Annotated in this window: 23 protein-coding genes and 2 pseudogenes; 9 read left to right on the top strand and 16 right to left on the bottom strand. The window is 40.1% G+C overall.

Going from position 1 to position 24,657, the window contains the following annotated elements:
• The first annotated feature begins 11 nt into the window (after window positions 1-11).
• Window positions 12-827 (top strand): 2,5-didehydrogluconate reductase DkgB, encoded by an 816-nt coding sequence (gene dkgB / locus MTN97_RS10880; protein ID WP_013463211.1) that lies wholly within the window; start codon window positions 12-14, stop codon window positions 825-827.
• Between the two features lie 66 nt (window positions 828-893).
• Window positions 894-1,181, top strand: coding sequence for a putative quinol monooxygenase (locus tag MTN97_RS10875; protein WP_248474382.1), 288 nt, complete (start codon window positions 894-896; stop codon window positions 1,179-1,181).
• Between the two features lie 37 nt (window positions 1,182-1,218).
• Here the strand turns inward: MTN97_RS10875 and MTN97_RS10870 are convergent, their stop codons facing one another.
• Entirely contained in the window at window positions 1,219-1,872 is a 654-nt protein-coding gene (locus MTN97_RS10870; protein WP_248474381.1) for a DUF6058 family natural product biosynthesis protein, read from the bottom strand.
• A gap of 172 nt (window positions 1,873-2,044) precedes the next feature.
• Between MTN97_RS10870 and dapA the strand changes: the two genes are divergently transcribed.
• A complete protein-coding gene (gene dapA, locus MTN97_RS10865; protein ID WP_248474380.1) occupies window positions 2,045-2,962 on the top strand; it encodes a 4-hydroxy-tetrahydrodipicolinate synthase in 918 nt (305 codons plus the stop codon).
• A 68-nt stretch (window positions 2,963-3,030) separates the two neighbouring features.
• On the opposite strand, the gene MTN97_RS10860 is transcribed toward dapA, so the two are convergent.
• Both MTN97_RS10860 and MTN97_RS10855 read right to left on the bottom strand, forming a co-directional pair.
• The gene (locus MTN97_RS10860) at window positions 3,031-3,204 is read right to left on the bottom strand and encodes a hypothetical protein (RefSeq protein WP_171034703.1); all 174 of its coding nucleotides are present in this window, start codon (window positions 3,202-3,204) and stop codon (window positions 3,031-3,033) included.
• 41 nt (window positions 3,205-3,245) lie between these two features.
• Window positions 3,246-3,566 (bottom strand): hypothetical protein, encoded by a 321-nt coding sequence (locus tag MTN97_RS10855; protein WP_248474379.1) that lies wholly within the window; start codon window positions 3,564-3,566, stop codon window positions 3,246-3,248.
• Between the two features lie 339 nt (window positions 3,567-3,905).
• Between MTN97_RS10855 and MTN97_RS10850 the strand changes: the two genes are divergently transcribed.
• Window positions 3,906-5,207 carry a DEAD/DEAH box helicase gene (locus MTN97_RS10850; protein WP_248474378.1) on the top strand — a complete coding sequence of 434 codons (1,302 nt, stop codon included), beginning with the start codon at window positions 3,906-3,908 and terminating at the stop codon, window positions 5,205-5,207.
• 29 nt (window positions 5,208-5,236) lie between these two features.
• On the opposite strand, the gene MTN97_RS10845 is transcribed toward MTN97_RS10850, so the two are convergent.
• Window positions 5,237-6,742, bottom strand: coding sequence for an amidase family protein (locus tag MTN97_RS10845; protein WP_248474377.1), 1,506 nt, complete (start codon window positions 6,740-6,742; stop codon window positions 5,237-5,239).
• Between the two features lie 92 nt (window positions 6,743-6,834).
• Complete coding sequence (locus MTN97_RS10840; protein WP_214552176.1) at window positions 6,835-8,442, bottom strand: NAD(P)/FAD-dependent oxidoreductase; 1,608 nt, start codon at window positions 8,440-8,442, stop codon at window positions 6,835-6,837.
• A 188-nt stretch (window positions 8,443-8,630) separates the two neighbouring features.
• Here MTN97_RS10840 and fdxA point away from each other — a divergent pair, with 188 nt between their 5' ends.
• Both fdxA and MTN97_RS10830 read left to right on the top strand, forming a co-directional pair.
• Complete coding sequence (gene fdxA / locus MTN97_RS10835; RefSeq protein ID WP_008114035.1) at window positions 8,631-8,954, top strand: ferredoxin FdxA; 324 nt, start codon at window positions 8,631-8,633, stop codon at window positions 8,952-8,954.
• Window positions 8,955-8,964: 10 nt separating this feature from the next.
• Window positions 8,965-10,126: pseudogene (locus MTN97_RS10830) on the top strand (DUF5916 domain-containing protein); the annotation flags it as partial.
• A 96-nt stretch (window positions 10,127-10,222) separates the two neighbouring features.
• On the opposite strand, the gene MTN97_RS10825 reads toward MTN97_RS10830, so the two are convergent.
• The 7 genes from MTN97_RS10825 to MTN97_RS10795 form a co-directional block, all read right to left on the bottom strand.
• Entirely contained in the window at window positions 10,223-10,927 is a 705-nt protein-coding gene (locus MTN97_RS10825) for a TorF family putative porin (protein ID WP_138626922.1), read from the bottom strand.
• A gap of 8 nt (window positions 10,928-10,935) precedes the next feature.
• Window positions 10,936-12,153, bottom strand: coding sequence for a BCCT family transporter (locus MTN97_RS10820; RefSeq protein WP_036983948.1), 1,218 nt, complete (start codon window positions 12,151-12,153; stop codon window positions 10,936-10,938).
• Window positions 12,154-12,319: 166 nt separating this feature from the next.
• The gene (betA, locus tag MTN97_RS10815) at window positions 12,320-13,987 is read right to left on the bottom strand and encodes a choline dehydrogenase (RefSeq protein WP_248474376.1); all 1,668 of its coding nucleotides are present in this window, start codon (window positions 13,985-13,987) and stop codon (window positions 12,320-12,322) included.
• Window positions 13,988-13,996: 9 nt separating this feature from the next.
• Window positions 13,997-15,460, bottom strand: a complete 1,464-nt coding sequence (gene betB, locus MTN97_RS10810; protein ID WP_248474375.1) for a betaine-aldehyde dehydrogenase — start codon at window positions 15,458-15,460, stop codon at window positions 13,997-13,999.
• Window position 15,461: 1 nt separating this feature from the next.
• Entirely contained in the window at window positions 15,462-16,037 is a 576-nt protein-coding gene (betI, locus tag MTN97_RS10805) for a transcriptional regulator BetI (protein WP_008111458.1), read from the bottom strand.
• 438 nt (window positions 16,038-16,475) lie between these two features.
• Entirely contained in the window at window positions 16,476-16,778 is a 303-nt protein-coding gene (locus MTN97_RS10800; protein ID WP_248474374.1) for a hypothetical protein, read from the bottom strand.
• On the bottom strand, window positions 16,778-17,035 hold the full coding sequence (locus MTN97_RS10795) for a DUF3081 domain-containing protein (protein ID WP_013463225.1): 258 nt from the start codon (window positions 17,033-17,035) through the stop codon (window positions 16,778-16,780). The genes MTN97_RS10800 and MTN97_RS10795 overlap by 1 nt, the downstream gene beginning before the upstream one ends.
• Before the next feature lie 146 nt (window positions 17,036-17,181).
• On the opposite strand from MTN97_RS10795, the pseudogene MTN97_RS10790 reads away from it, so the two are divergent.
• Window positions 17,182-18,456 (top strand): annotated as a pseudogene (locus MTN97_RS10790) (flavohemoglobin expression-modulating QEGLA motif protein); the annotation flags it as partial.
• A gap of 223 nt (window positions 18,457-18,679) precedes the next feature.
• On the opposite strand, the gene MTN97_RS10785 reads toward MTN97_RS10790, so the two are convergent.
• The 4 genes from MTN97_RS10785 to MTN97_RS10770 form a co-directional block, all read right to left on the bottom strand.
• Window positions 18,680-19,483 (bottom strand): DUF1338 domain-containing protein, encoded by an 804-nt coding sequence (locus MTN97_RS10785; RefSeq protein ID WP_036983952.1) that lies wholly within the window; start codon window positions 19,481-19,483, stop codon window positions 18,680-18,682.
• A gap of 27 nt (window positions 19,484-19,510) precedes the next feature.
• Window positions 19,511-20,977, bottom strand: coding sequence for a succinylglutamate-semialdehyde dehydrogenase (gene astD / locus MTN97_RS10780; protein ID WP_248474373.1), 1,467 nt, complete (start codon window positions 20,975-20,977; stop codon window positions 19,511-19,513).
• 8 nt (window positions 20,978-20,985) lie between these two features.
• Window positions 20,986-22,020 carry an arginine N-succinyltransferase gene (astA, locus tag MTN97_RS10775; protein WP_013463229.1) on the bottom strand — a complete coding sequence of 345 codons (1,035 nt, stop codon included), beginning with the start codon at window positions 22,018-22,020 and terminating at the stop codon, window positions 20,986-20,988.
• 81 nt (window positions 22,021-22,101) lie between these two features.
• Window positions 22,102-23,307 carry an aspartate aminotransferase family protein gene (locus MTN97_RS10770; protein ID WP_138562442.1) on the bottom strand — a complete coding sequence of 402 codons (1,206 nt, stop codon included), beginning with the start codon at window positions 23,305-23,307 and terminating at the stop codon, window positions 22,102-22,104.
• Between the two features lie 190 nt (window positions 23,308-23,497).
• Here MTN97_RS10770 and MTN97_RS10765 point away from each other — a divergent pair, with 190 nt between their 5' ends.
• Together MTN97_RS10765 and MTN97_RS10760 are read left to right on the top strand one after the other, a co-directional pair.
• Window positions 23,498-23,926 carry an Lrp/AsnC family transcriptional regulator gene (locus tag MTN97_RS10765; protein ID WP_036983954.1) on the top strand — a complete coding sequence of 143 codons (429 nt, stop codon included), beginning with the start codon at window positions 23,498-23,500 and terminating at the stop codon, window positions 23,924-23,926.
• A gap of 255 nt (window positions 23,927-24,181) precedes the next feature.
• Window positions 24,182-24,556 carry a hypothetical protein gene (locus MTN97_RS10760; protein WP_036983956.1) on the top strand — a complete coding sequence of 125 codons (375 nt, stop codon included), beginning with the start codon at window positions 24,182-24,184 and terminating at the stop codon, window positions 24,554-24,556.
• Window positions 24,557-24,657 lie beyond the last annotated feature (101 nt).

Here is a 24,657-nt window from a genome sequence, read left to right as displayed (position 1 = left end):
AGGATAAAGCTATGACACAACGTGTAATTGAAATGCCAGACTTAGGTATGGGTACTTTTCGTTTAGAAGGTAAAACTGCTTATGAATCTGTAAAAATGGCGTTAGAAGTAGGATTTCGTCATATTGATACCGCGCAAATTTATGGTAACGAAGAACAAGTTGGCCAAGCTATTAAAGACAGTAATATCCCCAGAGATGAATTATTTATTACCACCAAAGTATGGAACAATAAACTCAATAAAAACGACTTTATCGCAAGTGTAGAAAAGTCATTAGAAAAGCTGCAAGTTGACTCGGTTGATTTATTGCTAGTTCACTGGCCTGCACCATCAAACAATGAGCCTATGAGCGAATACCTGACTGAGCTACTAAAAGCTAAAAAGTTAGGGTTAACTAAACATATTGGCGTTTCAAACTTCACTATTGCGAACTTAAAAGAAGCGATGCAAACGTTAGACTCGCGTGAAATATTTACTAACCAAGTAGAAGTGCATCCTTATTTAACCAACACCAAACTGCGCGCCTTTTGTGCTCAGCATGACATACATGTAACAGCCTATATGCCGTTTGTGGTTGGTAAAGTGTTGAACGATCAAACCATTATAGATATTGCCAATAAACACGATGCAACGCCAGCGCAAGTGGTTATTGCATGGGAAAATGCAAATGGCATGACCACCATTCCATCATCGACCAAGCGTAAAAACTTAGAAGATAACTTTAACGACAAAGTTAAACTTGATGATGAAGACATAGCGCGTATAGATGGCCTTGATTGCAACGACCGCCAAGCAACGCCAGACTTTGCACCGCAGTGGGATCAATAACTAAAGAGCTAAAGCTAAAACAGGTGCAGCAAAGCTGCACCTTTATTTTTTAAACAAGGAACACCCATGTTAACGGTAATTGCCACACTAACGAGTGAAAATAGCGATGCAGATCGCCTTTTAACCGAGCTCGAAAACTTACAACAGACCTCGCGCCAAGAAGTAGGCTGCCTGCGTTACGAGCTATCAGTTAAAAACGATGCTGAGCAAACCATCTATTTAGTGAGTGAGCAATGGGCGTCTACTGAGCATTTTGAAGCCCATAAAAACGCACCACACTTTAAAGCCTTTGGTGATGCAGTAGGTACATTTATTACCTCTACTAATATTGATGTGTATAAAACCATTGGTTAACAGCACAAAGCTAATAGCCAAGTAGGATCTGTAACCTTTACTTAATCGATAAGTCGTATTTTAAAATAAGGGCATCAATATAGCGGCTACGTAATGTAAGTTGCTTTTCGTGATCGGCGCCATGGCTGAGGGCTTTATTTAAAAGCTTCATAGCAGGGTGAATGCGGGTGCGTTCATCTTTATCTAAACTGGCTTTACTGCGCAACTCGGTTATATCGTCTACTAATAATCTGCCTATATCCACAGCCACAATCTCATCAATCAGGCCATTTTGGGTGAGCACCCCATATTTGCTGCATAAAAATTGTTGCCACACTTGCTGTAAATGTTCTTCTATTTCACAGCCAAACAATTCTTCGTTAAATATAAAGCCTTGCTGTGCAAGCTTAGCTAAGCATTGGGTATAGTACTGAGCAAACAAATTAAACGCCTGATTAGATGACTCAATTTTTTGCTTTATAACTCCTTGACCCCAGTTTACGCAGCCACGGGGATAGTAATCGTCGTATTCTTCACATTCATACAAGCCTGAATAAGAGCTGCAACTCATCTGGTTTTTAATGCAATAACTTGGCTTAGGGAAAATGCTTTGCGCTTGCCAGTTTTCAAGGGTTTCAGTGTCTATGTTGAGTGCTTGGCATAACTCTTCAGTGTGATAAAAGTGAGTGCTTAAATAGTCAGATAAACGCATAGTGGCTCGCTTAATAGTAAAAAATAAAATACTGTTTATTTATACAGTTATTTATTTTGTATCATCAAACCCAATAACACAAGCCATTTTATAATTAAATACTGGCTATCACTGCAAATAGCGCGGTAAATATGGTACAAATAGGCCAAGTATTAATAACAATGATTTTTTTATGTGCACCCTAGAACAAATTAAACAAGCAAGCCTTATTACTGCAATTAAAACACCTTACTTAACCAATGGTGAAATCGATCTTGCAAAGTATGATGAACTCGTTGAAATACAAATTGCAGCGGGTGTTGACGGCATAGTTGTTGGTGGCACCACCGGTGAAGGCCAGTTAATGAACTGGGAAGAGCACTTAATGCTAATTGCGCACAGTGCCAATAAATTTGGTGATAAATTACTGATTGTAGGCAACACCGGAAGTAATAATACGCGCGAAGCAATTAAAGCAACTAAATATGGTTTTGCCAGCGGCATGCATGCCTCATTGCAAATTAACCCTTACTACGGGCGCACATCAATTGCGGGTGTTAAAGAGCACTTTAAACGTGTGCTTGATATTGGTCCGGCGTTTATTTACAACGTAGCAGGGCGCACAGGCCAAGACCTCACCCCTGATATTATTGAACCACTAGCACAGCATGAGCACTTTATTGGTGTTAAAGAATGTGGTGGCAATGAGCGTATAGCACACTATGAACAACAAGGCATTGCGTGTTGGTCTGGTAATGATGACGAAGCACACGATGCACGCCATATCCATAAAGCACATGGTGTTATTTCAGTTACGTCTAACCTGATCCCAGGGTTGTTCCGTCAATTAATGGATAGCAAAAATGATGCGCTTAATAACTCATTACAACCATTAATGAACTGGCTATTTTGCGAGCCAAACCCAATTGCCATTAACACCGCGATGATCATGACAGGTGCGGTTAACCCCGTTTTTAGAATGCCTTACGTGCCGCTCAACGATGAGCAACAGCAACAAGGTGAAACGCTAATTAATCAGCTGAATGAGCAAGATTTTGTCGGTAGCCGAGCGCAGTGTGTGGATATTAGTAAAGTTTTGATTTTATCTTAAATTCTTAAAGTCTTTATTAGACACATTTTTAAAGCAGCCTACTGTAAACTCAGAGGCTGCTTTTTATATCACTGCCAATAGTAGTTGAGTTTAAGCTGCCACATAGCTGAATTAGCATGAGTGACCGCTAATCGAATATCAATATCTTGGCTTATAGGCACTGCCAGTTCTAGTTTGGTTTGCGCAGGGTTTTTGGCATTTAAGAATGACTTTTCATAGGATGCTCTGAGCTTATATCCCACCTATCTCACTTTGGCTATTTTTTACTAAAATACTTAGCACACTAAAAAAGGCCAGTTCCAGATTCAATAGGAATATTTGACATATTGAACTGCTTAACAACATTATTTTCATCAAATAACATTACTAGCTCACTACGTGTGCCTTCTGATTTTGTACTAGCTAAACCATAGGCAAGTAAGATAGAGCCAACTGTTTCAACCGTAAATGCTGAAGTATTATCATAACGATACTTCCATATTGATAGTCCACCATCTGTATAGCTCGTCTTATACGGGCTTCCAAATTCTATACGTATTTCTTGCTGAGTTGTTTTACCTTTTATTATTTTTGCACTGGCATCTGCTTCTGTTAAATCTTCCATTGACGGGTTACCGCTATTTGCACAACCACTTACCGTAATGATTGAACAAAGGATTAAACCCCAAGCGAGTATTTTTTCACTATATAACTCAATTTATTTAAATTTCTAGTCAAAAACTAACATAGGCATACCTACCCAAATTGTAAATCAAAATTTTAATCCTTAATCAAGTACAAAAGTCTTCTATTGATTAACTTTATTTAGAATAGCCATTGTAGGAAATAGCTAACTACCCTGCATTTTATAAATTAGCGGTTTCTGGTGTTTAAAACTAACTGTTTAAGCGAATTTGCTGTATAATTTGCGACCCTTGATAATGTGGCCGCAGGTTATACAGCAATGAATTTTAAATCTTTTAGTTTTGCCCCTGAACTTATTCAGGCGTTAGACGAACTTAATTACCACACCCTTACGCCCATTCAGCGCGCAGCTATTCCGGCTGTTCGTAAAGGTAAAGACGTTTTAGCAAGTGCTCAAACCGGTACAGGTAAAACCGCTGCCTTTGCACTCCCTATTATCCAAAAGTTATTTGAGTCAGATAGCAGTACTACGAATGCGCCAAGCGCCTTAGTCCTTGCGCCTACGCGAGAGCTTGCAGAGCAAATAGCGAATAACTTTAAAAACTTTGCTAAGTATACTCAGTTAAAAGTAGTGAGTTTATTTGGTGGTGTTAATACCGCAGGACAAGAAATTGCACTCAAAGAAGGTGTGGATATTGTAGTAGCAACACCAGGGCGTTTACTTGATCATATTCGTTTAGGTAACTTAAGCCTTGCCCAAGTAAAACATTTAGTCCTTGATGAAGCTGACCGTATGCTCGATATGGGCTTTATTAATGACATGCAAAGCGTAATAAAAAGCTGTGCTGATGAGCGTCAAATCTTATTGTTTTCAGCAACTTTCCCAGCAGCAATTAAACAATTTGCCTCTAAAGTGCTAAAGCAACCTGAAATTGTCCGTGTTGATCAAACTAACAGCACCGCAAGCACAGTACAACACGTGGTTTACCCGGTAGAAGAGCGCCGTAAGCAAGAGTTACTTTCTGAGCTAATTGGTAAGAAAAACTGGCAGCAAGTGCTGGTGTTTGTAAACATGAAAGAAACCGCAGATGAGCTAGTCACTGAACTTAACCTAGACGGTATCCCAGCGGCAGTGTGTCATGGTGATAAATCGCAGGGTAACCGTCGTCGTGCGTTACGTGAATTCAAAGAAGGCAAAGTACGCGTACTCGTTGCAACAGAAGTAGCGGCCCGTGGTATTGATATTGACGGTTTACCACGTGTTATTAATATTGATTTACCTTGGCTTGCTGAAGATTATGTTCACCGTATTGGCCGTACCGGTCGTGCTGGTAACCAAGGACAAGCAATTTCGTTTGTGAGTCGCGAAGAAGAAAACATGTTGTTTGAAATTGAAACCTTAATTGGTCAAAAAATTAAACGTGTTTACTTAGAAGGTTACGAAGTAAGTAATCGTGAAGTACTGATTGATAAAATTGGTAAAAAGCCAGCGCATTTACGCCGCACCCGTGCTAATAAGCCATCAGGCCAAGCTACCGGTGAAGCGAGAGCGAAAAACCGTTCGCGAATTTCTAATGTACGTAAAAGCTTAAAAGGCGAAAAGCTGTCACTTAAAAAGTAAGATAGCTAAGCCATTAAAAAAACCTGAGTTTACTCAGGTTTTTTTATGCCTAATACATTATCGATAATAGCAGCGTACTTATACGCAGCCGCTTCATCGTTCTGATTAGCTATAACTGATAAACCAACCGGTAAGTGGCTGACTTTACCTACTGGCAAAGTGATGTGGGTCGTCCCTGCAATAGCAGGCAATGAACTACTACTGCCTTTAAAGTTATCACCGTTAATTAAATCGGTTTTCCACGCGGGCGAAACGGTGGGGGCAATCATAATATCGAGCTGATTATTGCGGTATAAATTGCTAATAGCGCGGTTTGCTAGTGCGCGATATCGCGCTTTGGTGCTTTTGTATCGTTGTATTTCACTCAAATCAACCGCGTTAGCTTGTTGTAAAATATCTTGCTCAAAGTAGGGCATTTCCTGCTGTTTATTTGCGCTATTAAATGCGATTAACTCATCTAAACTTTTTACGGTTACCTGCGTTGGTGTTTTGCTTAAGTAGTGGTTAATTTCGGCTTTAAAGTCGTAAAGTAGGATGGCGTATTCATCAACGTAAAGCGTGCTTAAGTCATCTTTTACTGCAACATTGACAACGGTATGACCTGCGTCTTTTAATGTTTGTAACTGCTTAGCGTAAAGCTTTTGTGTTGCCACAGTAAACTTACTGGCAGGTAACGCGCCTATCCTCAGTGATGGCTTAGGCGCTATACTATCAAGCTTTCTATTTACGTTGAGTGTCGATACATCGTCTGAGTCTTCACCTTGAATGACTGATAATACTGCGAGTGCATCTTTTAAAGAATGCGCCATTGGGCCTACCGAATCTTGGCTACTAGAAAGAGGGATCACGCCTGCGCGCGAAACTTGCCCCATGCTGGGTTTAATGGCGTACACCCCATTAACCGAAGCAGGGCAGGTAATTGAGCCGTCGGTTTCAGTGCCCAGCGCAATAGGCGCAAAATTTAAAGCAACCGCCACAGCAGAGCCCGAGCTTGAACCACACGGATTACGAGTTACATCATGGGCGTTATGGGTTTGCCCACCTATTGCACTCCAACCAGATGATGAATACGATGAGCGAAAATTAGCCCATTCACTTAAGTTCGCTTTACCTAAAATAATCGCCCCTGCTTGGCGTAATTGTTTAACCACAAAGGCATCTTTATCGGTAACGTTATTTTTAAGTGCCAGTGAGCCCGCTGTGGTAGGTAATGTACCTGTTGTTTCAATGTTATCTTTTAGTAATACCGCTATACCATGTAAAGGGCCTGCCCATTTTCCGGCTTTAAACAGTGCATCGAGTTGTTTGGCTTGTTCAATTGCAGTGGGCTCAATACTAATTACTGCATTATATTTAGGATTGAGCTCGTTTATTCTGTTGATATAAGTGCGGGTAAGCTGCTCAGCGGTGGTGGTATTATTTTTATAGGCACTGTGAATGTCACTAATGGTTTTAAGCTCTGTATTGTTAGCCGCTGCGTGTAAGTTAGTTATTGTACAAACACATAAGATTAAAAGTAGCCGTTTTATACTCATTGTTATTATCTATTTTATGGAAACACAGGTTATTTTTAGCACAAAAAAACCTCACATTGTGAGGTTTTTCGGTAAAGGTCGATTAAATCGAGTTAGGCGTTTTCTAGCATCGATAACGCAACCGCCTCTGCGGCTTTAATGCCATCAATACCCGCTGATAAAATACCGCCTGCATAACCTGCGCCTTCACCTGCAGGGTAAAGCCCTTTAGTATTAATACTTTGGAAAGTTTTATCGCGCTTGATACTGATAGGTGATGAAGTACGCGTTTCTACACCCGTTAGTAAGCCATCCTTGGTTGAAAAGCCACGAATTTGTTTGTTAAAGGCAGGAATTGCTTCACGCAAGGCTTCAATCGCAAAAGCTGGCAGTACTTTGCTTAAATCAGTCAGTTTTATACCTGGTGTATACGAAGGCTGTACATCCCCTAAATTAGCCGATGATTTACCTTTTAAAAAGTCGCCAATCAGCTGTGCAGGGGCATCGTAGTTTTTACCACCAAGTTCATAGGCTTGCTCTTCTAGCTTACGCTGTAAATCAATGCCGGCTAGGGGATGCCCAGGGAAGTCTTTTTCTGGCGAAATACCCACTACAATAGCGCTGTTAGCATTACGTTCACTACGTGAATATTGGCTCATGCCATTGGTGACGACTCGGCCTTCTTCAGATGTAGCGGCAACCACCGTGCCGCCAGGACACATACAAAAGCTATATACAGTACGGCCGTTATTACAATGGTGTACTAATTTGTAATCTGCTGAGCCTAAAATAGGGTTACCCGCATTATCGCCAAAGCGGCATTCATCAATCATTGATTGCTTATGTTCTATTCTAAAGCCCACTGAAAAGGGTTTAGCTTCAACATAAATGCCTTTATCGTGGATCATTTTAAACGTATCGCGGGCACTGTGGCCAACCGCTAATATCACATGGCGAGTTTCAAGCTGTTCACCATTAGAAAGTGTAAGCCCAGTCACTTGGCCTTTGTCTAAATGAATATCGTCAACGCGGGTGCTAAAACGAATTTCTCCACCAAGTTCTATAATACGGGCACGCATTTTTTCAATCATGGTTACTAGTTTAAAAGTACCAATATGCGGCTTACTCACGTATAAAATTTCTTCAGGCGCGCCGGCCTCTACAAACTCAGTAATGACTTTACGGCCATAATGTTTTGGATCTTTTACTTGGCTGTAGAGCTTACCGTCTGAGAACGTGCCTGCGCCACCTTCACCAAACTGTACGTTTGATTCTGTATTAAGGGCCTTTTTACGCCAAAAGCCAAAGGTGTCTTTGGTGCGCTCACGCACTTCTTTACCGCGCTCTAAAATAATTGGGTTAAAGCCCATTTGTGCCAACACTAAACCGGCAAATAAGCCACAAGGGCCAAAGCCAATTACCACAGGGCGTTCTTTAATACTGCTATTGGCGTGCGCTACAAATTTGTAGTTGGTGTCAGGGGAGACTTTAACGTGTTGGTCTTTTTCAAACGAGGTTAACAGTTGTGCTTCGTTATCCACTTCAACATCAAGCGTGTAAATCAGTAAAATAGCGCTTTTTTTACGTGCATCGTAACCGCGTTTAAACACATTGTAGCTGTGTAGCTGCTCTGGGCTTATATTTAATTTATTGATGATGGCTTGGCCTATGGCATTTTCGTCATGGTCAAGCGGCAGCTTTATTTCGGTTAAACGTATCATTAATATCTCTTTAGGTGTCATAGCGGGGATTAAATTCCGCTCACAATAAGGGGGGTGCACAAAGCGCTGATTTATAAGCGCCATATATTACGTTAAATTGCCCACTTTTGGCACTTATTTATTGTGTTTTGGTAAGGGTTGGGTATGATCCGCAGCTGTTATTGTAAAGCATTAGGTATTAAACCATTATGGCGTTTGTAGTCACCGAAAACTGTATAAAATGTAAGTACACTGATTGCGTATCAGTATGCCCTGCAGATGCATTTTTTGAAGGCCCTAATTTTTTGGCTATTAGCCCTATTGACTGTATTGACTGTGGTTTATGCGTACCTGAGTGTGCCGCTGATGCTATTTTTCAAGAAGATGAATTACCTGAATCGCAAAAAGAGTTTACCCAATTAAATGCGGAGCTAGCAGAAATATGGCCACGCATCACCCAAGTTAAACCCGCCCCGGAAGATGCCGATAGCTGGAATGGTGTGGCTAATAAATTAAAACTTCTCGACACATAATCATTCTACTTCGTTGTGTCAGTTTGACATAATAAGCGGATTTAATAATTTAGCACCGAGTAAAAACCTGCAATTAACGCCAACCTTAACCGCATTAAGAAACGATCAAAAAACATAAGTACCTGGGTGCGTGGGATAATGGCGATGTAGACACTGAAGTAGGGCTTGATCTTCGTTGGGGTATTACTAAAGATGCCGTAATTAATGCCACCATAAACCCTGACTTTTCTCAGGTAGAAACCGATTCGTTAGAACTGGATGTAGACACCACATATTCTATTTATTACGTTGAAAAACGCCCGTTTTTCTTAGATGGCGCATCTTATTTCAAAAGTAATTTATTTGAACTGCTTTATACCCGTACCATAGCTGAGCCTACTATTGGCGCCAAGCTCACCGGTAAAACCGACAGCCACAGTTATGCGCTAATGTTTGCAGATGACGACAGTAATATTTTATTGCCAACTAACCAAGGCTCGGGCTTTGCCAACTTAAATGATAAAACCAAAGCGGCGGTGGCGCGATACCAATATGATATTGGCCAACAAGGTACTATTGGTGTCACTTCTACACATAGAGAAAGTAGTGACTACCATAATACGGTGCTATCGGTTGATGGCAGCTATGGTTTAATCAGTCAGATACGCTTAATTATCAAATCGCGAATGCTGATACCAATAACTTGCCGCTTTTAGACCTACAAAAAATCTAAGATTATCGTTATATGCCGAATATGCAAGCCGTATAGATTACACTAATGAGCAGTTAGGCGATGTTTTAACTACACAACCGCAGGCTGTTTGGGATATTAATAATCATTGGCAGGTCGATGTTAGGCATAATTATAGCCATCTAGATGATTACCAAGGGCGACGTGTTCTTACCGCAAACCTTGTTGATTTTAGGCTTTATTATAAGTTTAGTATGCGCGCTATGCTTAAGCTGATTTTACAGTTTGAAGATATAGACAGAAATGAAGATGCTTATTTTATCAGGTTAGCGAAATCAACAAAGATTATGGAAGTCAGCTGGTTTACTCATACAAAATTAACGCACAAACGTTATTTTATTTAGGTTATTCAGATAAAGGCTATCAGGGTGACTCGTTAAAAAGCATTGAGCGTGACCAATGTACTTTCTGTACTAAAGTCAGTTATGCGTGGCAGTTATAAGGTTATAAACATTATGAAAGCAAGGTTTTGCTAGGCAATAAAAAACACGCTACTGGGTAGCGTGTTTTTTGTTTTACTAAATGGTAAACCTAGTTATTACAAGTCAAAAGTACGTGAGATAGCAAGTACAATTCGCTCATCGGCGTAATCGTAGTCCAAGCTGGTATTCTCAGCTGCTACTTCAATACCAAACCCTTCATAGCTTGTTTGGTACGCTAAGCGGTAGTGATAATACGATTTGTCGCCCTTAGCTTCATCCCATTGGAACTTATTGCCATCGAGTGAGTTTGAAATATCAAAGCTGGCACGAATCGCATGATTTGGCGCAAGCTCGAAAGTGTGCGCAATCATCGAAATCACATGGCCAGTATCGTAGCCAAAGTAATCCCAGCTGTACCAAAAGTTAAGCTCTGTTTGGCCGTAGTCACTGGCGTAACCAAATTTAGTATACGCTTCTGCGTAGTTACCATCGCTGTTATTACCTTGGTAAGTGTAATAAGCAATACCGTAATCAAGGCTTACTTGTTCGTTTAACTGAATGTATCGGCCTACGTATGCATCTAGTTCAAAGTCGGTGTCATCACCAAAATCTACGTTTGATGCCCATACACCGGCATAAACACCGTTATCATACGCGTAGTCAAGACTTGCTTGTAGCGCAGGATCGTTATCTGTTTGAGTTACACCATTAAAGGTGTAATCAGATGCAGCCGTAATCGTTGTTGACCAGTTAGCCGCTGCTGTTGTTGATAAAACAGTTAATGGTAAAGCGATAAAAAGGTGTTTTAATTTATTGTTCATGTGATTTCCTAGCTGATTGTTTCTATTTTTGTGTAATCAATTTTATTCGCTTTTGGCGATCCTTCGATATTGCTGACTGTTTTAAGTTTGCTATAGGCAATAAAACCAATACAAATAAAGAATAACCCTATAACTAAAGCACCAACCCATTGAATTTGTAAAAACTCAAGCTTAAATAGCAATGTTAGTAGCGACAAAGCGACAACGTTCATGGCAATGTACTTAAATTTACCAAGGCGTTTTACAGTTAAGTTTAAATTATCTGTGTATAAACGGATCAGTGAATCGAGCGAGTTAATAACAAACACGATACCTACAAACACCATGGCAAAGTTTTTAATACCTGAAGTTGGAATGCCGGCTTCGTGATAGTGATATAACACACTAAACCAGATAGCGATTGGAATTGACGGGAAAATTAACATAGCGCCCAGTACTTGGTATGTTTTTAAACCGCCCACAAAACGCGATGTAAATTGACCAATCATAATACTCCACGCAAACCACCAAAATAAGTAAAACTCATGGTAATCATTCAGTGGTAATACAAACTCATTGATGTTGGCAAAGTAATTACCAATTAATCCGATGTTTTTAGTAAATGCAGAGAGTTCACTGTCGCCAAATAAGAAGGCATCAGCCCACATAAAGCCAATTAGGGCTATAAACAACCAAGTAGTTGCAATACTTAAAAAGCGTACATATTTAATATCGGTACTTGAATACACCGCAAAGCAAATAGCGGCAAGCACGATTAAGTAAAACGCAGGAATAACATTTGAGCCATCACCGAGTTCAGGTAAATACCACGGCAAGTTACTCAGTAATAAGTAAGCGGTAAACGCACAGGTACCAATAATAACGACATTATTTATAAACTTAACCCATGGAATTTCAAAAAATTTCACTTTGGGTTCTATTACACAGAAATAAAAGCACGTAAGAAAATAAAATCCCCAAATTAAAAATCCCCAATAACCAAACTCAATAGAGAGTGGGTTGGCAAATGCATATTCTGGGCTTGCTTTTATGTCTGCATAACCGGCAAATTCGGTTAAAGGAAACATAATAAGGCCAACGTCTAGGCCTGAGGTAAACAGGATTGCTATAAAAGTGAATGTTCTCACTGGTGTGACGCCAACTACACGTACATTACCCCATTTTATTAAAATAGTAACAATGGCAAGTAAGGTGAAAATAATGCCTGCATTAAGCCAAATAGTCATTATCGCCCTCCCAGAATGAATAAAAATAACACATATATACTCCGTTTTTTATTGTGCTTGCATTAACACAGGCATAACCTATTTATGCTTGTGAGCCACTGCAAGGCGCATAAAGGCACTCCTTAAAGCATTTTACTTAAAAGAGTGGCCTTTATGGCAGGCTAAATTAAAGGGTTTTATTTCGTTGTGAAGTTTGCCAATCAGTGGCATTCACAACATCAACTCCTGTATGAGCTAAAGGCTTATTACCTAAAATAATATCAGCGGCTTTTTCGGCCACCATAATGGTAGGCGCATTTAAATTACCATTAGGTATGGTTGGAAAAATCGACGAGTCAACTACACGCAAGCTTTGCATGCCATGCACTTGGGTATTTGAGTTAACTACAGCCATGTCGTCTTCACCCATTTTACAAGAGCAAGAAGGGTGGTAAGCACTTTCCACTGCTTTGCGCACAAAGGCATCAATTTGCTCATCCGTTTGAACTTGTTGCCCTGGTTGAATTTCTTCACCACGAAAGTCGTCAAAGGCAGGTTGTTCAATAATTTCACGCGTTAAACGTACGCACGCCCTAAAGCCTTCAGTGTCGTCTTGGTGCTCAAGATAATTAAACACAATCTTTGGTGGCTGCGTCGGATCCGCTGAGGCAATGGTGACACTACCACGACTTTTAGGTTTGTTATGACCTACATGCACTTGAAAACCATGCCCTGCAAATGCACTGCGTCCATCATAACGCATTGCTGCGGGTAAAAAGTGATACTGAATATCAGGCCATTCAACACCGGGTTTTGAGCGAATAAAGGCACATGATTCAAAGTGATTAGTTGAGCCTAAACCTTTACGGGTAAGCAGCCATTTTGCACCAATTAAACCTTTAGAAAATAAGCCTAATTTACCGTTTAAGGTAATGGGTTGTTTACACTTATATTGAAAGTAAAACTCTAAATGGTCTTGCAAGTTTTGACCAACACCTGGTAGGTGATGTTTTACTTCAACACCTGCTTTTTCAAGTATTTGTGTATCACCAATACCGGACAGTTGTAACAGGTGAGGAGAACCGATAGAGCCCGCACTTAAAATAACCTCTTTACTTGCTGTGGCTGTTTTAACTGTGCCATTGAGCTTGTATTCAACACCGGTTGCTTTTTTACCGTCTAAAATAACGCGCTGCGCAAGTGCATCGGTTACAATTGTTAGGTTACTGCGATGTTTAATCGGATCTAAATATTCACGAGAGGCTGAGCTGCGCACACCGTTTTTAACGGTCATGTGCATAGGGCCAAAGCCTTCTTGTTGAGCACTATTATAATCAGCTGTAGTGGCATAACCCGCTTGAGCACCAGCATCAATAAAGGCGCTATACAAAGGGTTTTCCATGTTATTACCGTTATTAACGCCAAGGGGGCCTTTTCCACCACGATGGCTGTTTTCACCTAGGTAAAAACTTTCTGCTTTTTTAAAATACGGTAAACATGCTTGATAATTCCAGCCATTAGCGCCATGTTGCTGCCATTCATCAAAATCTTTTGCATGACCACGTACATACACCATGCCATTAATAGATGATGAGCCGCCAAGCACTTTACCGCGTGGGCAGTGCATTTCACGGTTATCTAAGTACTTTTCTGGCTGCGTATGAAATTGCCACGCATACTTATCGGTATTCATTGGAATCGACAGAGCAGTGGGCATTTTAATAAAGATGCTTTTATCGCTGCCGCCGGTTTCAAGTAATAATACCTTGTTATTTGAATCTTCAGACAAGCGATTTGCTAACACACAGCCTGCCGACCCTGCGCCTACAATAATATAATCAAAAGAGTGGTTCATAATGATTCCTTAAAATGGGCTTTCTATGTCAGCCATACCAACATAAACAGACTTAGTTTGCGTGTAATGATCAAGCGTTTGTATGCCGTTTTCGCGGCCGATACCTGATTGCTTATAGCCACCTACAGGCATTTCTGCCGGCGAGTTACCGTAAGCATTGATCCAACAAATCCCCGCTTGTAGCTGATGAATAACGCGATGAGCACGTTTAATATCGCTTGTGAAAACGCCTGCAGCTAAACCTAAGTGAGTGCCGTTAGCACGTGCAATAACATCATCTTCGTCATCAAACACTAAAACGCTCATTACTGGGCCAAAAATTTCTTCTTTGACGATGGTCATTTCATCGTTGCAATCAACAAATACGGTTGGCGCTACAAAATAACCATTTGGCGCTGAGGCTGGTGAAAGCGTTGAGCCACCGGTTAATAGCGTTGCCCCTTCCTCAATGCCTTTGTTGATGTAGCTCAGCACTAAATCTTGATGCTTTTTAGAAATAAGCGCGCCAAAGTTAGTGTTTAAATCTTGTGGATCGCCGGCAATAATATTGTTTTCGGTGCGTGTTTTAAGCTCATCAATAAACTGCTGGTACACATTTTTGTGAACATAGATACGAGTGCAATTAGTACAAATTTCACCTTGGGTATAAAAGTTCCCTAACATTGCCGCGCTTACTGCTTGCTCTATATTGGCATCGTCAAAGACAAGTAACGGCGATTTACCACCTAGTTCCATAGTCACATCTTTTAATGTACCTGCAGCACTGGCGACGACTTTTTTACCGGTACCTACTTCACCAGTAAATGATACTTTTTCAATATTTTGGTGTGCAGTAAGCCATTGGCCTACCTCACTCGCGCCTTGAACTACATTGAATACGCCAGCGGGTACACCTGCTTCAATAAACACCTCGGCTAATTTAATTGCGCCAAGCGGGGTTTCTTCTGAAGGTTTAAAAATAAATGCATTACCCGCTGCAAGGGCAGGGCCAGACTTCCAACATGCAATTTGTAATGGGTAGTTCCATGCACCAATACCAGCACAAATACCTAAAGGCTCTTTGCGTGTGTAGTAAAAGTCATCGCCAACCATTTGTTGTTGACCAACTTGCGCAGGGGCAAGGCCTGCAAAATATTCAATTACATCTGCACCTGTTTCAACATCTACGCAGTTAGCTTCTTGCATTGGTTTACCGGTATCGAGCACTTCAACTAGTGCAAGCTCATCATTACGCTTGCGTAAAATAGCAACGGCGTTTAATAAAATACGGCTGCGCTCAATAGGGGTCATAGCTGACCAAACTTTAAAGCCTTGTTTTGCACTTTCAATTGCTGCGTTTTGAACGTATTCATCGGCAACTTCAACGGCATAAATTACTTGGCCGGTTGCAGGGTTTACTACATCAAATGTTTCGCCGCTTTTGTTTGCAAGGAATTGACCGTTGATAAAGTTTTGATAGATAGGTGTAGTCACGTTAGGCTCCATATTGCTTGATAAGTGAATGCACGTAGTTTTTAGCCAGTGATTCACTGTGTTTAAACTGATTTTCGTCTGATTGGCTTAATACGGCTCGTAGCCATAAACCATCAATCATTGCTGCGGTTAACTCTGCCGCGAGATTTGCTTGCGCTAAAGGCATTAATTGCTTAAATGAAACGGTTAAATTGCTTTGCAAGCGTTTGCTGTTTACATTTTGTAAACGATGAAGTTCCTTGTCGTGCATTGATTGCGCCCAAAAGCTTAACCACGTCCGAGTGGTGTCTTTTCGTTGTTGTACTAGCGCAAAGTTTGATTCAACAATAAACATTAACCTTTGAGTTGGTGTGGTCTTTTCATCTACCTTGCTGATCAAATCATCTTTCAAGTTAGACAGTAAGTAACGCACAGTTGCTTCAATTAGCCCCTGTTTCCCACCAAAATAATGGCTAATTATGCCAGAGGACATCCCCGCATTTTTGCTAATACTATTAATTGTGGTTGCTTGTAACCCTTTTTGCGCAACTGACTCTATTGTTGCGTCAATTAGCTGCTGACGCCTTACAGGTTCCATTCCAACTTTAGGCATAATTTTTATTAATTGATCGTTCAATAAAGATAAGCTTAAGGTAATAGCTCTAACAATTCAAGGTTCCTGCAAATGGTGAGTGTCTGAAATGTGGATAAATATTTAATAAAATAAGTCTAAAATGAAGTTATATTAACAAGCTGGGTTTTTATAAAATATCATTTAATAACAATTTGTTACGTGTATTTTTTTGATTGAATTTTGCGGTGTAATTATTTGTTTACATGATTGGTGAAACTTTTAATGATTTATTTATTAGTGTGATAACTATTAGAGTACTAATTGTATTTTTTGTGGGCAGGTTACTTTAAAAAGTGGTAAGGCGAGTTTGTCGGAAGATCCAAGAAAAAAGATTCAGGAAGTGAAATATGAGATTAATTTACAGAAATGTTAACTTAGTGAAGAGATAAATAAAGACGCTGTTTAGGTTTCAACAACGCCTTTAAATAACAAAGGATAACGTCTTAAACGGTTGCCAATATAATCGTCAGCCATAATTTGGTCGCAAATTTCATCAATATTATCGGTCGCTTCAAATACCCAATCAAAACGTTCTATTGCAAGTAAAAATCCACGCTTTAAATGCGTTTGCGCACGGTAATAAGCAAGGTTGTTTTTGATGAGTTGCAGTTTTTCAGGCTCTGCTTTTAATTGCGCAATAACTTGATTAATAAACTGCAAATTGCGCGAACTGGTTGGTCTGTTTCGTCGGTATGTTGATCGCATCACTCTTCATTAGCTATGTTGTAAAGTTTTTTCAAAAAGTCGTCTTTGTGTTTGTCATGTTCATAATCAAGGTGATAAGTATTATGAAACCCAAAGCGAAGTAAAACACCACTACCTTGTAAATAGACGGTATAGCCATCTATGTCAGAATATGCAGTGATCCCTTGATAAAATTTACCTTCTTCTGTGACTTCTCCGCGTTGTTGAATGCGTTCGTAAACCGCTAGAATCTGTTTATTGTCGATTTCATTTTTCATTGTTTGTCCCTTTTATTTAATCACTCATACGCTATAGAAGTGAGGGTCGATCATCATAAAAACAATAGTCTAAAAAGTATGATATTGCTTTGTTATTTTTCATTTATAAATTATGCTCAAAGTTCACTTTTTGTTGAGCTTTTACCATGATAGACAAAGCGTTACTTTTGAAAACTCGTGAATTATCCGACCAACTCATTGCATTGCAAACACCCATTAGAATACTCGATGCAATAAATTGGGATAAACAAATTAAAGAGGAATTTTTTAGACAAAAATGTCAAAAAAATCCACTTATTGATCGTGCTTATTATCAACAGCGCGATTTAGGATTTGTTCCTAGCGAGTTGCGCCAAGCATTTTCAACACTGCACCGCAATATTATTAACCAGTTGGGACAATTAAACCCAATTGCACAATATATGGGTAAAATGTGTACCGAATATAAAACGGTTCTGAGTATGCTTGAATACCGCGGTACGCCAGAGTTTCATGACTTATCAGTGGAGCTATTTGGTCATCCTAAAGATTTGTTTCATGCCGGTGAGCCATCGCTATCAGAACTGGCTAATATGCTCGAACAGCCTTTAAAAAATTTACTTGCAGCGGATATTTTGCCTGAAGATCCTAAAAATATTGATGCCAGCGACGCGGTGCGGATTTTATCTGAACAGGTCAATGCCAGCATGCCGGGAATAAACGTAGAAGTGATGCTAAGTGATGGTATTGTCAGCGATGCGGCAGCAGGTGCTAATAATATTAAGCTCAATCAAGATGTTAAGTTTTCTCAGCGCGAATTAGATATTTTAGAGGTGCACGAGGGCTGGATCCATGTAGGCACCACTCAAAATGGCTTAGCGCAACCTTATTTAACTTGCTTGAGTAAAGGCACACCAAGCTCTACGGTGACCCAAGAGGGGCTTGCAGTACTGACGGAAATTATTACTCTTAAATCAACACCACGTCGCTTATCAAAATTAGTAAACCGTATTCAAGCGGTGACGAAAGTAATTGATGGCGCTGAGTTTATCGATATTTACCGAGATTACGTTGCTCAAGGTTTATCAAAAGACGACAGCTATACCCTTGCACAGCGCGTTTTTAGAGGCAGTACCGCAACCGGCTTACCCTTTACCAAAGATATTGCTTACATAAAAGGCTTTGTTTTAGTTTACAACTTAATTAGGGTGGCGATACAGCTTGGTCGAATTGATCAGTTGCCATTATTGCTGGTGGGTAAAATATCAATTGATGACTTTAGATTAATATCGCAATTGCATGACTTAGGTGTCATTGAAAATCCGCAATTTGTGCCGCCTCATTTTAAAGATTTAAGAGGCCTTGCTACGTGGCTCAGCTTTGGTCGATTTATTGGCGATTTGTCATTCGAACAACTAGAAAACGACTATAAGCCGTTGTTTTATAATATTAAAGAGAAAGGGCGGCTACTTTTTTTAGCAAAAAACGCAGTTGGAATAAGCAACTGCGTTTAAGTTTACACACATAAGCCTGCATGCCCATAAGGGGGCAATTGATTGTTCTCATTTTTATTTATCGTTTTATCGATATATAAAATTGTTTTAAACCATTCATTAGGCATAAAAAAAGCCCAAAAGTGGGCTTTTTAAATTCAACACACTTTGGTTATCGTGCGTTGGTGCTTTCAAATATTTTGTCTGCAGAGGCAGCGACAAAACCGGTGTAAATTTCACCATCAGGTTTTGGATAACGAATAGCAAACTCGTAAAAACAGCTAGGAATGCGCATATCGCCATCGCTAAAGGTTACAGCGTATTCATCAGCTAATGTTGATGATTGCTCTAATAGCACCTCTGGTGAGCCTTTTACTTCACCCCCTGAGGTATTGAGTGCAAAACCGGCATCTTTAAGAGCTTGGTTTACATCATGGATGTTATCAAACTTAGCCAAAGTATTAATGTTCACGGTGAAGTGATTGGCACGATAACCCCACGCAGACATCCACGCCGCATATTCGCTCTCAGCTAATAACTTTTTGTATGTATCGGTGCTTACTTGCCAATGCGTGCCTGAATATAAAAAGTTATCTGCTGTTACTGCACTTTCGTCAATTTGTGAAACCATATCAGTGACAATTGCTTGTAGTTCAGGTGAACATTTTTCAACTAATAACTCAGAGATAAACACTTTAGGCTGCGTTGGATCGCTGTGCTCGTAATGCTTAGCGTAGAGTTTTTTTGCTTCAAAATGGTACTCACCACATTCTTTGTAGCCAATGGCTAAAAAGTGTGCAGCTAGTTTTTCAAGGCCTACTTTTTCAATATTAAAAGTACGTAGCGCAATATGGTCGTTAATTATATCGTCTTTTTGCGTTGAGCCTAATAGGTCATGAATTTTGTCAGCCGATGGCGTTACGCTTAGGTAGTTTTGCCACAGGTTATCAAATAATGTGTTTACATCAGTATGCATGGTAAATCCTTAAATCTGTTTAAATTGTTATTCAATTATTAAGCCCGGCGCGAGGGTTTGCGGTAAGTTAACTTTTTCTGACTCTACTGAGGCCACTGGGTATGCGCAGTAATCTGCAGCGTAGTACGCACTGGCTCTGTGGTTGCCACTGGCACCTATACCACCAAATGGCGCTGCGCTTGATGCGCCTGTAATAGGGCGGTTCCAGTTAACAATGCCGGCACGAATACGTTTTAAAAAGTGACTGTAATCATCTTCGCTATCAGCAAGTAAACCAGCAGATAAACCAAAGCTGGTGTTGTTTGCTTCTGTTATAGCGCTATTGAAATCAGTGTAACGATATACTTTTATAAGCGGGCCAAAGTGTTCTTCATCGGCAATTTCGCTTATATTAGTGACATCAATAATGCCTGGGCTTACAAACCCAGTGCCTGATTTTAACTGCTTAAGCTCAACAAGAATCTCAGCACCTTGTTTAACTAGCTCAGCTTGCGCTGCCACCATGCCTAATGCGGCTTTTTCACTGATCATGGCACCCATAAAAGGTTGATCGTCCGCAAAGCTATCGTCTACTAAGATATTTTTGGTGGCGCTAATCAGCTTTTCTAAAATAGCATCGCCATTGGGCGACTTTTCAATAAATAAACGGCGTGCACAAGTACAGCGTTGGCCAGAGGTGATAAAACCCGATTGAATAATATCGTGCACGGCGGCGCTAACATCAGCAACATCTTTAACCACTAGCGGGTTATTACCGCCCATTTCAAGCGCTAAAATTTTACCTGGGTGGCCAGCAAATTGTTTATGTAATAAATGCCCTGTGTTTGAGCTACCAGTAAAAAATAGGCCATCTATATCTTGGTGTGAGGCCAGCGCTTTACCTGTTTCTAACTCACCTTGAACAAGGTTTATAACCCCAGCAGGTAAGCCTGCTTTTAACCATAGTTCTAAGGTAAACTGCGCTACATGAGGTGTTAATTCTGATGGTTTAAATACCACGGTATTACCGGCTAGTATGGCTGGTACAATATGGCCGTTTGGTAAATGCCCAGGGAAATTATACGGACCAAAAATAGCGACCACACCGTGAGGTTTGTGGCGAATAAAGGCTTTTGCACCAGGCATTGGGTTTTCGGTTGTACCAGTACGTTCATTGTAAGCACGGATCGAAATGGCCACTTTGCCTGTCATCGCGCCCACTTCTGTGCGTGTTTCCCATAGCGGTTTACCTGTTTCACGAGCAATAATAGTGGCCAACTCTTCGCTGTGTTCTTTTAGTTGGGCTACGAAGTTTTCTAAAATAGTAATACGTTGCTCAATTGGCATATCTGCCCATTGAACTTGCGCGGCTCTTGCCGCTTTAATGGCACTGTCAACTTGCTCTGCGTTGGCGCCATTACCTTGCCATACAATTTCACCATTACTTGGGTTAATAGAATCAAACGCTGGGCCTTTGCCTACAAGCCATTGATTATTAATTAGTTGTGTGTTCATAAATAATGTTACAGGCGGAAAAATCGCGCTGCATCTCCTTGTTTTAAATGAAGTGCATCAGCTACTTCTTGGCTGATGATTAAGGTGTGCTTTGCCTGATTGTAATGAGCATGTTTGGTGAATGTGGCTCTGAAATCACTAACCCCTTGATTACAAATAGCAAGGGTGTCTGAGCTTTGCTCATTGATATGTTCAAGCTCGCCAATAGTAATAGGGCACACCTGTGAATCACGAATACTGCGAATATTACCGAGTTTTGCTTCTACAGTGGGGCCTGCGTCAAATAAATCAACATATCCGCGGTGTTCAAATCCTTCTTTTTCAAGCAGTTTAAGTGCTGGTTTGGTTTTATCATGCACATGGCCAATCACCGCTTGTGCTTTTTTGCTCAGCAAATTCACATAGATAGGGTATTTAGGCATGAGTTCGCTAATAAACACTTTATCGCCTAACCCCACTAAATGGTCGGCTTGTGGGAATTCAATGCTAAAAAAGTGTTCCTGTAACCATTGCCAAAATGGCGAGTGACCGTCTTCGTCGCTAACACCACGCATTTCAGCAATTACTGTGTCGGCAAAGCGCTCGCTGTGTTGCGCCATAAATAAAAAACGTGAACGTGATAAAAAACGTCCCGTCAGGCCTTTTCTACTGTCTTCACGTAAAAATAAAGTACATATTTCTGAGCAGCCAGTGTAGTCATTACACATACTCAAAATATCTACGGTATTGTAAACGTTTAAGGTAGGTGAGTGATGAACGGTTTTACCTAGATGATAATGATACAAAGGTACAGATAATCCGACGGCCGCTTCAATGGCGGTAGTACCAATTACCTTTCCGGTTTCACTGTCTTCTAAAACAAATAGATAGCTTTCGTCGATGGGCTTATCTACGTTTTTAGTAAAACTGTTTTGCGCACGATCAATTTTTTCTTGTAGTTGCCCATCATCGACAGGTAAAGAGGTAAAGCCATGGCCAGACTCAATGGCAATCTCTTTAAGTGCTGCAAAATCATTGACAGTAATAGGACGTAATACTTGCATTAACTACTTGCTCCAACAACATATAAAATCATGAGGTAAACGTGTGTTTGCCTCAGGACTTAGTTATGTTTTACTTAGTTATTAACCGTTTACTACATCGCTTACTGCTTTTTCAAAGCGAGCTAAGCCTTCTTTAATGTCCTCAAATGGGATCACTAATGAAGGTGTAAAACGAATAACGTTCATACCGGCTACTAAGTTCATTAAGCCGTTATTTGCACTTGCTACTAAAAAGTCACGAGCGCGGCCTTCAAATTTCTCATTTAGTACCGCACCGATTAGTAAGCCTTTACCACGGATTTCGCTAAATACATGGTATTTTTCATTAATTGCATTTAAACCATCACGGAACATATGTTCACGCTCTTTTACGCCATCTAATACAGCAGGCGTATTAACGGTATCAAATGCCGCTTCTGCAACAGCACAAGCCAACGGGTTACCACCATATGTAGACCCATGCGTGCCTACTTTTAGGTGTGCTGCAATTTCAGTGGTGGTGATCATAGCGCCAATTGGAAAACCGCCACCTAAGGCTTTAGCCGTCGTTAAGATATCAGGAACAACATCTAAGCCTTCGTATGCGTATAAGTGACCTGTACGGCCAACGCCGGTTTGCACTTCATCAAAAATAAGTAGTGCGTTGTGTTTAGTACACAGCTCACGTACTTTTTGTGCAAATTCATTAGTTGGTGGCACAATGCCGCCTTCACCTTGTAATGGCTCCATCATTACCGCACAGGTATCATCACCAATTAAGGCTTCAAAAGCGGCAATATCATTGTAGTCACAATGCACAATATCAGCAGGTTTTGGACCAAAACCGTCAGAATAAGCAGCTTGGCCACCCACTGTTACAGTGAAAAATGTACGACCATGAAAACCTTTATTGAAAGCAATAATTTTAGTTTTTTCAGCACCAAATTTATCCAGTGCAAAGCGACGTGCTAATTTTAATGCTGCTTCGTTTGCTTCAGCCCCTGAGTTTGCAAAGTAAACTTTTTCAGCAAACGTGGCATCAACCATTTTTTTAGCTAGACGAAGAGCTGGCTCATTGGTCATTACATTTGATAAGTGCCAAATTTTTTCGCCTTGCTCTTTAAGTGCACCGACTAATGCAGGATGGCAATGCCCTAAACAATTAACTGCAATACCACCGGCAAAATCGATAAATTCGTTATTGTTCTGATCCCACACACGTGAGCCTTCACCGCGAACAGGAACAACAGCTGAAGGGTTGTAATTAGGGACCATTACGTCGTTAAATAAATCTCTGGTTACTTGCATTTTTACACCTAAATTATTCACATAAAAAATACGTTGCTGAAAAAATAACGATAAGGTCAAGATGATTCAGCAATACAATGTGTTTTACTTATTAAAAATGTCATTATCAAAGGTTATGAATGAAATTTGCAGTGCTATTTTGTAAAAAATGATTAGAATAATAGTCAAATTAACGAATTTAATTAGCATTATGATAACTCCCCAAGATGAAAAACTACTCTCAGTATTAAAAACGAACGCCCGCGCTAGCATTTCTGATCTTGCAAGGCACTTGAGTTTATCTCGTTCAACGGTGCAAAGCAGAATGCTAAAATTAGAGCAAAGTGGGATCATTAAGGGTTATAGCGTTGACTTTGGAGATGACTTTTTAAATAGCTTGGTCTCTGCGCATGTTTCAATAAAAGTAAAACATAAGCTAACAACAAAAACTAATATTGAATTAAAGCAAATTGATGCGATTTCTCAGTTGTATGCAATTAGTGGAGAGTTTGATTTAATTGCCATTGTAGAAGCACAGAACCTTGAGAAGTTAAGCCACTTACTTGATGATATTGGTAACTTAGATGGGGTAGAGCGTACCCGTTCCTCGGTTATTTTAGAGACTAAATTTAAGCGTTAATTCGATTTATTTAGTACATTCAGTGAGCATTAATTATTGCATTTAAGCTAACTTGATTGTAGTCTACTCGATATTAGGAACAAGGAATATTTTTAACCAAATCAATAGGCTTATTGCCCTGCATTTGTTGCAATTCTCCGGTACTTAATAAATCTCATCAATACAGTTACTAATTTTATTAGCATTGGCTAATAAGATGTGAGTGAAATAGGACGTTTTTAGCACCACTGGGCTAAGACTTTACAAGGAAATGTTATGAAATACACAACAATGGCTGCTGTGGCATTATTAATAGGTGGCTCATATTTAAGTGCAAAAACGACTTTATTTGACCCTGCACAGAGCATAACGGTTGAAACTTACAGCGATATATTCTTCAAATTAGAATCCTCTCCTGTCAGCATTAATGAAATTATTACCGGGGCGAGTCAATTTGCCGATAGCTTGTGTGATGAAACTATCTACCAAGAAGTAATTGGCGAATCGGTAAACTCATGTAAGCAAAAATTCAAACAATCTCAAGCACAATGTGCTGAGTTTATAATAAAAAATAACGAGCCTATGTACACTGATAAAGTGGCTATAACACAGCTCTCTGAGAAGTTTATTAATTGCATGACCAATAGCTAAAATAACACTTACAGTTCTTAATATATTAAAAGCGCGGCTCCTAAACTGAATGAGCATTGATGCTTGAATTTTTATTTAGCATATTCCACTGCGTGGTCTAT

The organism is Pseudoalteromonas sp. 2CM36K (assembly GCF_023161865.1).
GTDB classification, from domain to species: domain Bacteria; phylum Pseudomonadota; class Gammaproteobacteria; order Enterobacterales; family Alteromonadaceae; genus Pseudoalteromonas; species Pseudoalteromonas tetraodonis.
Note: the sequence above shows the minus strand (reverse complement) of the source record. Positions and strands in the feature narration are given on the sequence as shown.